The sequence below is a fragment of the Streptomyces sp. NPDC005761 genome, from assembly GCF_040630635.1.
Lineage (GTDB): Bacteria > Actinomycetota > Actinomycetes > Streptomycetales > Streptomycetaceae > Streptomyces.
The window spans coordinates 26,538-39,850 of record NZ_JBEXXX010000025.1; the positions used below are offsets into that span (position 1 = coordinate 26,538).

Here is a 13,313-nt window from a genome sequence, read left to right on the forward strand (position 1 = left end):
CGTAGTCCCACCCCTCGGACGCGGCGAGAACAGCGGGAAGGTCGTGGTGGCGGCAGGCTGTCAGCCTGGCCGGCTGGGCCGGCCGTCCGACACCGAGGAGTGACGGCGGCCGACCGCTCGGGCCTGCAGAAGTGTTCGTGCCAGGGTGCTACGAGAGGGAGGCGCTTCCCCTTCGAGAGTGGTTGAAAAGCCCGCGGAACGCGATCATCGCGACGGTGAGCCAGACCACGCCGACGAGAGCGACAAGGCCCGCTGATCGTGCGACCACGCCGAGATCCGCTCCGGACTCGAGGTGCCGGATCGCGTTGAGGCCATGCGTCACCGGCACTGCCTGGGCTGCCCAGCCCACGCCGGACGGCCAGAAGTCGACCGGGACGACCGCACCGCAGAAGGCTGTGATGGCCATGGTCACGACGGCGCTCATGACATTGCGCGCCCCCGGCGCCACCAAGGCCACCGCACCGATCACCAGAGCCATGCAGTACGTGGCGAAGCTCGTCAGCAGCACCAGCACGACGACGAGCGGGACGTCGGCCGGTGTCCAGTGGAGATCGAAGAACAGCGACATCGTGAAAATCGCGATGGAGGTGGTAGCGGTAGCGGACAGGGGCCACATCATGCTTCTGCCGAAGTAGTAGCCACCGGGAACGACCGGTGAGGCTGCCAGCAGTGGGAAGGTACCCAGGTTCAGGTCCCAGGTCGTGGACGCCACGGTCATCAGGGACTCCGCGACACAGATCATCAGCGCGGCGCCGAGCACCACGTGAACCACGTAGTCGGGGTCTCCGACCGTCACACCGATGATGCTGTAGAACGCCACCTGGCAGAGAACTCGGACGAGCCAGCCGCCCAGCCACGTCTTCCACGTGTAGAACCACGCGAAGTCGGTGCGCGCAACGATGAAGCCTTGGCGTACCGCCGTCATGACCCGCATGGCATGGGTTCCCATCGCTTGCCCCTCATTCCTTGGCCAGGGCGCCGAGCGCGCGTGCGCGTTGCAGGAAGCAGCCGATGAACAGCCTTCCGAGTGCGAAGGCGATTGCCCCGAGGAGGCCGAGCATCACCAGGTAGTAGATGGTGTTCTCCAGCTCCGCTCCCGGTGTCGTCGCAGCTCTCAGCAGATCGGCACCCCAGGACAGATACACGATCCGCGTCAGGCCCTCGAGCCAGTCCGGGTACTGGGAAACGGGCACCAGCACACCGCCCAGCAGATAGACCGGGAAGGACAGGGTGTTCTGCACGATCCGGGCACCCGGAGCGATCACGAAGACCGCGGACAGTGCCGTCGCCGTCGCCGCCGTCGCCGCCGCGGTGAGGACCAGGGCAGAGGCGAAGAGCAGAGGCTGCTCGAAGGAGAGCCAATAGCCGAAGACCGAGCCCGCCGCGAGACAGGACATCAGGAACGAAGGCAGTGCGAGCAGCATGCAGGCGCAGAGCCGCCCGAAGAGCAGCATGGCGAAAGACATGGGTGCGGCGATCAGCGACTCCAGTCGCCCGTTCTCCCGGTCCTCGCTGATCATCTCCCCCGAGAAGGACAGGGCGGCCGTCCACATGGTGATGAGCATGGGGGCGATGACGGCATGCGAGTTGAGGTCGGTGCGCCCCGAGTACTCCATGATCGACATGAACACCAGGGCGAAGAACGGCGCTGTGATGAGTGAGAAGTACGTGTCCGCCTGACCTCGCATGGCGACGATCTGGAATTCGAATCCGGCGCCGAAGCCGGGCATCAGGCGCCGTCGCGGGGCTCGCTCGAGGGCTGTCATCCATCCACAGCCATTCCGCGGCGGCCGATGAGATGCAGATAGACCTCTTCCAGCGAGGGCCGGCTTCTGGAGACGTCGGTCACGCCCGCTGCCACGATCGTCATCAGCACCTGTCGTGTGGCGTCGGAATGCTCGGTCTCGATGCGAAGGAAACCGGCCTCCGTCTCCGACACGGCTGCCACGCCCGCAAGACCGGTGAGGCGGTCACGCACCTCCTGGGGCACGCCTCGGGCGTCGACGCGTTCCCGGGTAGAGACGATGTTCCCGACCGTGGTGGGGCTTTCCGTCAGGGCCAGGCTGCCGCCGTCGATGAACGACACCTGGTCGCTGAGCTCCGCGGCCTCGGCCATGTCATGGGTCGTCATCAGTATGGTGCGGCCGTCGGCCCGGAGTTCCCGGACAAGGTCGCGAAAGTCCCGGGCCGCCACCGGATCCATGCCGACCGTGGGCTCGTCGAGGATCAGCACCCCCGGGTCGGAAACCAGGCCACGGGCCAGGTGGAGTCGCTGCTTCATGCCGCGGGAGAACCCCTGCACCCGTTCGTCGGCGCGGTGCGCCAGGCCCATCCGGTCGAGCAGTTCGTCCACCCGCCGTCGCCGTTCACCGCGGCGCAGGCCGTAGAGAGATGCCCAGAAGTTCAGGTTCTGCCGCGCGCTCAGTCGGTTGTAGAGTCCACGGTCACCCCCGAAGACCACGCCCAGGCACTGCTTCACCTTCTCTGCGTCCCTCACCACCTCGTGGCCGAGCACCGTGACCGTGCCCGAGGAAGGGAGGAGGACCGTGGAGAGGATGCGGCACAGGGTGGTCTTGCCGGCACCGTTCGGGCCCAGCAGTGCGTGCACCTCGCCCCGGGGGATGGTGAGGTCAATGCCCTTGAGCGCCATGAAGTCGGGCTTCCCCTTGACCACGTAGGAGCGGGTGACCCCTCGTATGTCGATGGCAGCCGTCATCGCTCGCCTCCGGTCGCCTCGGCCTCGGCCCTGACCAGGGAGGCAGGCCGCATATCGGTCCACGCCCCCTCGATCACGTCCAGGCATTCCCGGCGCTCGCCGGGTCCGTGGACCTGCCGCCAGCCGCGGGGCACCTCCAGCGGGGCCGGCCATAGAGAGTGCTGGTTCTCGTCGTTGACGAGAACCAGAAAACGCCCTTCGGCGTCGTCGAACGGGTTGGACATCCACCTGCTCCTGTCAGTCGGGGCCGATCGGGCCTAGGGCGCCTCGTTTGGATCAGGCCGGGCTCGCGGGGTCCGGCCTGATCCAGACGAAAGGCCCTAGCTGAGGCCGAGGGTGAGAATCCCCGCGATCCGTTCCTGTGCGCCGGGACTCATCAGTTCGACGTGCGCGTAGTCGACACTCACGACGCCCAGCTTCCCTTCCACATAGGGCTCCCACAGCTCGGAGCCGAGCCAAGCGGGGCGTCCTGGCTCCTCGGCTGTCACGAGGAGTACATCGCCGCGGAAGACTCCCGGGACATCGCGGGACCCGAGGCGCAGGTGGTGGCCGGTCACCATCTCCAGCCGGCCGAGGTGCTCCGGCGACAGTCCTCGCAGCACCTCGGCCGTGAGGTGCTCGCGAAGCACGCTCGCAGGATCCGGCTCCCGCCCGGCGCCGCGGGCAGCAACCTCGTTGAGGGGGTAGCTGTCGAGCAGCGCCAGCAGCGACACCTCTTCCCCGGCATTCTGAAGCTGGGCCGCCATGGCATGGGCGACGTTCCCCCCGAAGGACCACCCCAGGATCTGGTAGGGCCCTTGCGGCTGGTACTCGCGCACCAGTCGCACGTACTCCGAGGCGAGTTCCCGCACACTTGCGGCCTGGCGCCCGGCGCCGCTCAACCCCGGGGGCTGCAGGCCAACAACCGGAACGTGTGCCGGAAGGTGACGCACCAGGCCGGCGTAGCACCAGCTGAGTCCGGTCACCGGATGGACGCAGAAGAGGGGTGTGCCCGCCCCCTTGCGCAGCGGCAGTACTGCGGCCATGGGGTTGCGGCCCGAGCCGCCCCGCAGCACCCGGAGCAGTCCTGCGACCGAGCGCCCCCGCATCACGTCCTGGACCGTCGGCTCCAGCCCCAGCAAGCCGCGCAGCCGGCTGACCAGCCGGACCGCGAGCAGCGAGTGTCCGCCGAGTTCGAAGAAATCGTCCTCCGGCCCCACATGGGGAATCCCGAGCACCTCGGAGAACTCCTGGCAGAGCAGTTCCTCCTCCGGGCCCCGCGCGACGTCCCCGGAGCCGTGCGCTGCGTCCCCGGCCAGCGGAGCCGGCAGGGCGCGCCGGTCGAGTTTGCCGGCCGTGGTCATGGGAAGGGCGTCGACGCGGACGAAGGCCGACGGGATGAGGTGAGCGGGGAGTTGCTCGGCGAGGTGGCCTCGAAGGGCACGCGCCTCACACTCCTCGCCTTCCGGAACGAGGTAGGCGACCAGCTGTGCCTTGCCCGGTTCGTCCTCCCGCAGCATCACCGCCGCCTGCCCCACGTCCGGATGCCGGGCAAGCGCGGCCTCGATCTCTCCCGGCTCCACCCGGAAGCCTCTGAGCTTCACCTGGTCATCCGCTCGTCCGTCGAAGGCCAGTTGCCCGGCAGCGTCCCAGTGGGCCAGATCGCCGGTCCGGTACATACGGGAGCCGGGCGGACCGTATGGATCAGCGACGAACCTCTCCGCCGTCCTGGCCGGTTGTTCGACGTAGCCACGGGAGAGTTGTGCCCCGGCCAGGTAGATCTCGCCACGCCCCATGGGCGGCACGGGGCGAAGGGCATCGTCCAGGACGTACACCGTGTTTCCGCCCAGCGGACGGCCGATGCGCGGGGTCGGTCGTCCGTCCAGAAGGCAGGCCGTGGCGTTGACCGTGAACTCGGTGGGCCCGTAGACGTTGTAGGTCCGAGTCCCTGCGGCTGCGCGCAGCCGCGTCCACAGGTTCCGGTCGGCCCGCTCGCCGCCCATCAGCAGCAGGCCCGGGGCGCACCCGGGTTCGTCGAGCAGCCCCGCCTCCACCAGTTGGGCGAGATACGTCGGCGTAGCGTCCACGACATCGATGTGCCGGTCCAGGAGATACCGGGTGTATTTTTGGGGGTCGCTCCGGGTGGTCTCCGGGACGACGTGCAGCTCGTGTCCCGCGACGAGCGCGAGGATTCCCTGCCAGGAAGCATCGAAGGCTACGGAGGCGGTGAGGCTCACCCGCAACTGTTCGCGGCCCGGTTCCTCCGTCGCGGCCCGGAAGATCTGCTGGGACATCTCGGCGAGCAGACCGGCCAGTTGGCGGTGTTCGACCAGCACGCCCTTGGGGCGGCCTGTCGACCCCGAGGTGTGAATCACGTATGCGGCGTGTTCCCCGCGTATCGGCGGTCGGGGCTGCTCCTGGCCGGGAAGCCGGGCAGGCGCGGCGGCCAGTTCGGCGAGTGTCTGGGGGGAGTCCAGGTCCAGGCAGGGAACCCCTGACTCCGCCGAGAGCCGCGCGGCCGACTCGCCGTCGGCGAGAACGAGTGAGACACGGGCGTCCCGGAGAATGCTCGCACTGCGTCGCACCGGATGGGAGACGTCGAGCGGTACGGCCGCGCCGCCCGCCGCGAGCACGGCGAGGAGGGTCGTGATCTGGCGGCCCGACCGGGGCATCAGCACCGCCACGCGTTGCTCCGGTCCGATGCCCCTCGCTCGGAGTGCGTGGGCCAGGCGGCCGAGGCGTACCCCTAGCTCCCCGAATGTGAGCTCTCCGTCCTCGGCGACCAGGGCCGGCGAGTCGGGGACCTCCGCGATCCGCTGCCGGAGCACGTCCAGGACGAGGGGGGCCGGTACCGCGTCAGGCGTCGGCTCCTGTCTCCTCGCGGGGGCGGCGTTCGAACGTCCCGGCGCGGTCACCGGGAGGTCCGGTCGCTCGCTCACCTGATCGACCAGGGAACGAAGCTCATCTGCCAGCCACTGGGCTGTCTCGGGTTCGAAGAGCTCTGCGCAGTAGAGCAGTTGGCAGTCCAGCCCCCGGCCGTCAGGGCGCTCACGGAATTCGAGGGCGAGGTCGAACTTGGCCGTACTCAGCCGGGTCTCCCCCGCGGTTGCCGATACCTCGCCGAAGTCCAGCGTGCCGGATTCTGCCTCCAGGCAGGTGACCATCGTCTGGAACAGCGGGTTCCGCCAGGACACCCGATGCGGGCCGAGGCTTCCGACCAGGCGGTCGAACGGTAGTTCCTGCTGCGCGAACGCGGACAGCGCGGTGTCCCGCGCGCGACGCACGAGCTCGCGGAAGTCCGGGTCTCCCGAGACGTCGAGACGCAGTACGACCGTGTTGACGAAGTAGCCCACCATGTCGTTGAGAGCCTCGTCCGTCCGCCCCGCGACGGGCGTGCCCAACGGGATGTCATGTCCGGCACCTATACGGGCCAGCAGTGCGGCGACCGCCGCGTGAGCGACGACCAGCATCGAGGTACCCGACCCCTGGGCCACGGCGGAGAGGCGCCGGTGCACTGCGGGCCCCCAGTCGATGGTGACCCGCCCCGCGGTGATCCGGGCTTCGTCCGGACGCGGGTGGTCGTAGGGCAGCGGCAGCTCTTCGGGCAGCTCCGCCAGAGTGTTCCGCCAGAAGTCCAGTTGGCGCCGTGCGAAGTCGGAGGGCTGTTCGGCGCCGCCCAGGAGCTGGTGCTGCCAGACGGCGTAGTCGGCGTAACGCACCGGCAGTGGAGCCCAGTCCGGCGCATGGCCCGCGGCCCGGCTCCGGTATGCGTCGCCCAGGTCGCGCCGCAGCGGTCCGAGCGACCAGCCGTCCACCGCGATGTGGTGGAACACCAGGGAGAGCACGTGCTCTCCATGTCCGGTCGTGCAGAGCAGGGCTCGTATCGGCAACTCCTTCGCCAGATCGAACTCGCGGTCGCCCTCCGCCCTCAGCCGACCGGCCAGCTCCTCGGGGGTGACAGACTCCACCGCCAACAGCTCGGGCAGCTCGCCCGGAGAGACCACCTGCGGAAACGGGCTGCCGTCCCGCTCCGGAGAGCGGGTACGCAACGCGTCGTGGCGCCCGGCGAGATCGTGCAGGGCACGGCGGAGCGCCACCACATCGAGCGGGCCGGTCAACCGGAGAACGCAGGGGACGTTGTATGCCGCGCGGTACCCGGAGAGCTGCTGCAGGAACCACAGACCGTGCTGCGCGGGGGCCAGCACCGGTTCCCCCGTGGCCGTCCCGGGACGCAGGGCGGGCCGGTGATGCGCGCTGTCCCCGGCCGCGGACAGCCGGGCCGCGAGTCCGGCCGGAGTCGGCTCCTCGAAGACGTCACGCACGGTCAGTTCGGCGGCGAGCACGCTCCGGGCGCGGCTGATCAGCCGGATGACGGACAAGGAGCTGCCGCCGGCTGCGAAGAAGTCCTGCCGGGCCGAGAACGGCGCGCCGTTGCCGAGCACTTCGGCGAAGATCGCGCACATCGCCTCCGTCGCGGAGTCGCCCGGTCTCCCGGGCTCGGCCGAGGCACTCGGTCCCCCTGGGACGGGGAGCGCCCGTCGGTCGATCTTTCCGCTGGCGGTGAGAGGCAGTTCGGCGATCGGCACGATGTCGGAGGGGATCATGTAGGGCGGTAGGTGCCCCCGAAGGAACTCACGCAGTTCCGCGGGGTCCGGCGCGCGGTGGCCGGTGGTCACGTATCCGGTCAGTCGGCCGTCGCCGCCCTCGTCCTGCCGGACGACAACAGTGGCCTGCCGCACGGCGGGATGACGGGTGAGCGCGGCTTCCACCTCTCCCGGCTCGATACGGAAACCACGCAGCTTGACCTGCTGGTCGCCGCGGCCCAGGAACACCAGCACGCCCTCGTCCCAGCGGACGAGGTCGCCCGTGCGGTACATGCGGCTGCCGGGGGGCCCGAACGGACAGGCGACGAAGCGCACCCCCGTCATGCCCGGACGTCCGAGGTAGCCACGGGCGAGACCGGCACCGGCTATGTAGAGCTCGCCCGGAACGCCGGGTGGTACGGGGGTCAACGCCTCGTTGAGCACGTGGAGACGTGTGTTGTCGAACGGCGTGCCGATCGGCAGGGCACGCTCCGGGACCGTGGCGCGCTCCAGCCGGTACGACGCCGCGAAGGTAGTCGTCTCGGTCGGGCCGTATCCGTTGACGATCGAGATTTCCGGGCAGTGCACGGCGACGCGCGCCGCTGAGGCGGGTGGCACGACGTCACCTCCCGCCCAGACCTCCCGCAGCCCGCGCAGCGTCTCGGGGGCCACGTCCGCCACGACCTGGAAGAGCCCGGAAGTCAGCCAGAGCCCCGTGACCCGGCACTCGCGCACCACCCGTCCGAGGGTGTCCAGGTCGAGATCGCCGGCGGGGGCCACGACCACTTCCCCGCCGTTGAGCAGGGGCACCCACAGCTCGTAGGTGGAGGCGTCGAAGGCAAGGGGTGAATGCATCAGGACCCGCTCGTGCCCGCCCCCGTGCCAGCTCCCGTCCTCGACGAGTTCGACGACGCACCGGTGGGTGACCGCCACTCCCTTCGGCACTCCGGTGGAGCCGGATGTGTAGATCACGTAGGCGAGATGGTCGGGGAGCAGGTCCGGCTGCACGACGGGACCCGCTCCGCCCGTCGCCGGGCCGGGTGTTCCGGTCCCGGTGAGCACGAGGGTGGGCACGCCCAGAGCTGCCGCCCGCTCCGCGTGCCCGCTGTCTGTGATCAGCAGCCGGGCACCGGACTCGGTGAGCACCTGCCGCAGCCGCTGCTCCGGGTCGCGGGCGTGGAGCGGAACGTAGCACCCGGAGGCCTTCAGCACCGCGAGCGGGGCAGCGACGGCGGCGGCGCCACGGTCGAGCAGCAACGCCACCCGGTCCTCACGTCTCAGACCGCGCGCACGCAGTTCTCCGGCGATCCGGTCGGCCCAGGCGTCCAGGTCCGCGTAACTGAGCCGCCCCGTCTCCCACGTCACCGCCGTGGAGTCCGGATGACTCGCCACCCGGATACGGAACAGCTCCGGCACGGTCACCTCCGGCACGGGGGCGGCCGTGCCGGTTCCGGCGCGGGTGAGGTGTCCGGTCTCGCGTTCGGCGAGCATGTCCAGCCGTGCGACAGCCGTGTCTGGCCCGACGCAGGCGGCAGCCGTCAGCCGTCTCAGCCAGCCGGACAGCCGTTCGACGGTGGAGGGTTCGTACATATCCGCTCGGGCCTCGATGCGCACACCGATTCCGGCGAGGCCACCGTCTTGCCCGGTCCGCTCCGCGAAGGTGAGGCACAGGTCGAACTTCGCCGCAGCAAGGGTGGTCGGCTCGGGGCGGCAGGTGGTGCCTGCCATGGTGAAACTGCCCTCGCCGCCGCGTTCCTGCACGACGGCCATCACCTGGAAGAGCGGGTGACGCGACACCGAGCGGGGCGGGTTGACAATCTCCACGACGCGCTCGAAGGGCAGTTCGTGGTGGTCGTACGCGGCAAGTACGGTTTCGCGGACCCGGCGCAGCAGCGTCCGGAAGTCCGGTCCGCGGGAGAGGTCGAAGCGCAGCACCTGGGTGTTGACGAAGAAACCGACCATGTCGCCGACCTGCTCGTCCGCACGAGTGGAGACGACTCCGCCGAGAGGTATGTCGCTGCCGCCGCCGATTCGGTGGAGCAGCATCGCCACGGCGGCCTGGAGGGCCATGGTGAGGCTGACGTTCTCCTCGCGGGCAAGCGCGGAAAGGGCTCGGTGGGTCTCCTGGTCCAGGACGAAGTCACGTACGTGCGCCCGGGGTTCGGGGACGGCCGGGCGCGGGCGGTCGGCCCGGAGGTCGAGCTCCGGCGGCAGGTCGGCGAGCGTCTCGCGCCAGTAGCGTGTCTGACGGCTCACCAGGCTCGCCGGATCGTCCTCCTCCCCCAAGGCCTCGCGGTGCCACACCGCGTAGTCGGCGTAGCTCACCGGCAGCGGCGGGTACTGCGGCGTCGCTCCGCGCAGTCTGGCCTCGTAGGCCACAACGAGGTCCTGTCGCAGCAGCTCGCTCGACCTGGCGTCACCGGCGATGTGATGCAGCAGGAGCAGCAGTACGTTCTGCTCGGGTGCGATGTGGAAGAGCACGCATCGCAAGGGCGGCTCCCGGGTCAGCTCGAAGGCATGGCGCAGCGCGTCGTCCAGGGCTGCCGGCAGACCGTGCTCGGAGGTGTCGGCGCGAACGAGCAGGGGCCCGGGGTGGTGGGGCAGGACGCGCTGGCGCGGCACGCCGTCCCGCTCGGGGAAGACGGTGCGCAGAGGCTCATGCCGTGCCACCACGTCCAGCAGGGCGAGCTGCAGGACTTCGGCGTCGAGCGGGCCGGAGATCCGCAGGGCCAGGGGGATGTTGTAGGTGTCCGTGGCGCCTTCGGCGCGCGCGATGAACCACAGCCGCTGCTGCGCCGCCGACAGCGGTACGTCGCCTTGATGCGTCCGCGCAGCCAGCGGGGGCCTGGAATCCGTCCGTGTGAGCAGGGGGGCCAGAGCGGCTGGGGTGGGGTGGTCGAAGACGTCACGGATCCGGAGGTCGGATCCGAACACGGAACGAATGCGCGCGAGCAGGCGCGTCACCAGCAGCGAGTGCCCGCCGAGCACGAAGTAGTCGTCGTCGCGGGTGACACTCTCGACGTTGAGCGTCTGTGCGAACAGACGGCACAGGATGTCCTCGCGCGGCGAGCGCGGAGCGTCCGTCGTGTCCGGCCGGTCGTCGTACACCATGGGTGTGGGGTCGGGGAGTGCCCGTGCGTCCACTTTGCCGCTCGCGGTGAGGGGCAGCGCGTCGATGAGCACGATGCTGTCGGGCACCATCGGGCGCGGCAGCCGCGCGGTCAGATGTGCGCGCAGCTCTCCGCCCCGGGTCGTGGCGCCGTCGCAGGGCACCACGTAGGCGCGGAGCCGGGTGATGCCGTCGGTGTCCTCGCGTGCCACTACGGCGGCCTGCCGCACCGAGGCATGCGAGGCCAGTACCGATTCGATCTCGCCGGGCTCGACGCGAAAGCCCCTCACCTTGAGCTGGTCATCGGCGCGCCCGTCGAAGACCAATTGCCCGTCCGCGTCCCAGCGGCCGACGTCGCCGGTCCGGTACATGCGGCTTCCCGGCCGCCCGTGGGGGTCCGCTACGAAGCGGGACGAGGTGAGCCCCGGCTGCCCGCTGTAGCCCCGTGCGATCTGCGGGCCGTGCAGGTAGATCTCGCCTCGCGCGCCGGGCGGGACCGGGCGAAGGGCCTGATCGAGCACGAGGACGCCGAGACCGTCGAGCGGGCGGCCGATCCTGGGTGCGGGAACGTCGCCGATCAGACACGTCGTGGCGTTGACGGTGAACTCGGTCGGCCCGTAGCAGTTGCGGACCTCCACCCCACTGGCCTGTCGGAGCCGGTCCCAGAGCGCCTGGCTCACCGGTTCCCCGCCCACCAGCACCATGCCGGGGCAGCCGGGCCGGTCCAGGAGACCGGCCTCGACAAGCTGCCCGGTGTGCGTCGGTGTCGCGTCCACCAGGTCCACCGCGTGTTCGCGCAGGTAGCGGACGTGGGACTCGGCGTCCCGCCGTACGTGGTCGGGGACGAGGTGCAGTTCGTGTCCGTGCACCAGTGCCAGCAGCCCCTGCCAGGACGCGTCGAAGGTGAGCGCCGCGGTCAGGGCGACGCGCAGCCGGTCGTGCCCGAGGCGACGCGTGCCGGGGATGAAGACCTCCCGCACCATCTGCGCATGGAGGTGTGCCAGCTGGCGGTGTTCCACCACGACGCCCTTGGGGCGTCCGGTCGAGCCCGAGGTGTGGATGACGTACGCGGCGTTCTCGGGGCGCACCGCGGTGGGGCCCGGCTCCTGCGAGCTGCCACCGCCGGACTCCTCCTGCCAGGCGCCCGCGACAGCGGGGTCGTCCAGGGTGAGGCGGGCCGACCGGGGAAGGTCTACGAGGTCTCCGAGGTGTGCCGCGGTCTCCGCCGTGTCGAGCAGCAGCGTCACGTTCGCGTCCCGAAGCATGCCGTGCGTGCGCGCCGGCGGCTGGTCCGGGTCGAGCGGGACGCAGACACCACCGGCTGTCAGCACCGCGAGGAGCCCGACGACCTGAGTGTCCGAGCGCGGCACCAGGAGCGCTACGCGTTGTTCGGGGCCGATACCGCGGTTCGTGAGCAGCCGCGCCAGGCGCCCCGCGCGTCGGCCGAGCTCAGCGTAGGAAAGTCGGGTGTCGCCGTGGACCAGCGCGGTCCGGTCGGGTGTCCTGCGGATCTGCTGCCGGAGCAGCTCCGGGACCAGCGGTGGAGGCTCTGCCGGGGCTCGCCCGCTCCGGCCGATGGCGGCGGCATTCCCCAGTTCGCTCGGGGACAGCAGTGCGACAAGGTTGAGGGGTGTGTCCGGTTCGGTGGCGGCCTTCTCCAGGAGACGGACGAAGCGCGCCACCGCGCCATCGAGGAAGTGCCGACTGAAGAGACCGGATCGGAAGCGAAGGTCCCCGGACAACTGCCCATCGACGACGCTGCTGTTCAGCTCGATATCGAAGCGCGCGGCCTCGTTGGGCAGCCACAGCCGGGTGACGTCGTGTCCGGTGTCATCGGTGAGGGCGGTGACGGCGGGCCGTACGCCGTGATGGATCAGGAAGGCGTTGACGGGCTCGGTGCCGCGGCCGGTGGCCGCACCCGCCTCGGCGAGGATCCGCTCATACGGCAGGTGCTGCTTGCGGGAGGTCCGTAGCCTCCCCGTGAGCTGTTTCATCAGGTCCACGAAGGACGTACCGGGCTCCAGGACGCCACGCAGCAGGAGGTTCTTGACGAAGAATCCGACAACGCCGTCGTCGTGCCGCCCGCGCCGGGCGTCCAGTGCCAGGCCGACCGTGATGTCGCACTGGCCGGTGTGCCGGGCGAGCCATGCCTGGAAGGCGGCACCGACCACAGCGGTGAGCGGGGAGCGATGCTGGCCGGCCAGCCGCTCCAGCGCCTGAGTGTGCGCGGCGGACAGACTGAACGGGATCTCGTGTGCCGTGGTGCCGGGCCGCGGGGCCGGAAGATCACCGGGCAGCGAGGCTGCCTGCATGCCGGCGAGTTCCTGACGCCAGTGGGCGAGCCGCTGCTCCAGCACCGTCTCGCCCAGCTCGGCCCGCTCCGCGTCGGCGAAGTCGGCGTACGTCCGGGTGACCGGCGGAAGCTGCAGGGATTCGCCGCGCCGTGCTGTCCGGCAGAGGGCGACGAGGTCCTCGGTCAGGATCCACAGAGACCTTCCGTCGCACGCCAGATGGTGCATGGCCAGCATGACGACGGAGGAGCCGTCGGCGCAGTCGACGATCAGCGCCCGCACAGGCGGGGCTGCGAACAGCGCGAAGGGCTCCGTGAGGACGCGGCCGGCGATCTCCTGCCACTCCCCGGGGGCGGACTCCCGGGTCCGCACGAGCGGCACGCGGAAGTCCGGCTCGGGCACCTGGAAGGTGTTGCCCGCCTCGTCTCGCACACAACGGGAACTCAGCACCGCGTGCCTGGCCGCCAGCTGGTCCAGGGCGCCGGAGAGGACCTGCGTGCCGATTCCCCGGGCGAAGCGGAGGATCAGCGGCAGGTGGTATCCGCCGTGTCCAGGGTCCAGCTCGTGGAGCCACAGCAGGCGTTCCTGCCCCGAAGACAGCCGTGCGGGCGCGGTCGTACGGTCGCTCACAGAGT

At 70.3% G+C, this 13,313-nt stretch carries 5 protein-coding genes; all 5 read right to left on the reverse strand.

Annotated features, from left to right (window positions below; genetic code table 11):
- Positions 1–148: 148 nt before the first annotated feature.
- The 5 genes from ABZ434_RS22380 to ABZ434_RS22400 all read right to left on the reverse strand — a co-directional run bounded on the left by ABZ434_RS22380 (position 149) and on the right by ABZ434_RS22400 (position 13,308).
- A complete protein-coding gene (locus tag ABZ434_RS22380) occupies positions 149–949 on the reverse strand; it encodes an ABC transporter permease (protein WP_359139542.1) in 801 nt (266 codons plus the stop codon).
- A gap of 10 nt (positions 950–959) precedes the next feature.
- Complete coding sequence (locus ABZ434_RS22385; protein ID WP_359139545.1) at positions 960–1,766, reverse strand: ABC transporter permease; 807 nt, start codon at positions 1,764–1,766, stop codon at positions 960–962.
- A complete protein-coding gene (locus ABZ434_RS22390; RefSeq protein ID WP_359139548.1) occupies positions 1,763–2,716 on the reverse strand; it encodes an ABC transporter ATP-binding protein in 954 nt (317 codons plus the stop codon). Before ABZ434_RS22390 ends, ABZ434_RS22385 begins: the two co-directional genes overlap by 4 nt.
- Positions 2,713–2,940, reverse strand: a complete 228-nt coding sequence (locus tag ABZ434_RS22395; RefSeq protein WP_359139551.1) for an MbtH family protein — start codon at positions 2,938–2,940, stop codon at positions 2,713–2,715. Before ABZ434_RS22395 ends, ABZ434_RS22390 begins: the two co-directional genes overlap by 4 nt.
- Before the next feature lie 96 nt (positions 2,941–3,036).
- Complete coding sequence (locus ABZ434_RS22400; protein WP_359139554.1) at positions 3,037–13,308, reverse strand: amino acid adenylation domain-containing protein; 10,272 nt, start codon at positions 13,306–13,308, stop codon at positions 3,037–3,039.
- Positions 13,309–13,313 lie beyond the last annotated feature (5 nt).

Excerpts from the sequence above, each read along its gene's own strand:
- ABZ434_RS22380 (WP_359139542.1), bottom strand. The coding sequence starts at position 949 with ATGGGAACCCATGCCATGCGGGTCATGACGGCGGTACGCCAAGGCTTC.
- ABZ434_RS22385 (WP_359139545.1), bottom strand. The coding sequence starts at position 1,766 with ATGACAGCCCTCGAGCGAGCCCCGCGACGGCGCCTGATGCCCGGCTTC.
- ABZ434_RS22390 (WP_359139548.1), bottom strand. The coding sequence starts at position 2,716 with ATGACGGCTGCCATCGACATACGAGGGGTCACCCGCTCCTACGTGGTC.
- ABZ434_RS22395 (WP_359139551.1), bottom strand. The coding sequence starts at position 2,940 with ATGTCCAACCCGTTCGACGACGCCGAAGGGCGTTTTCTGGTTCTCGTC.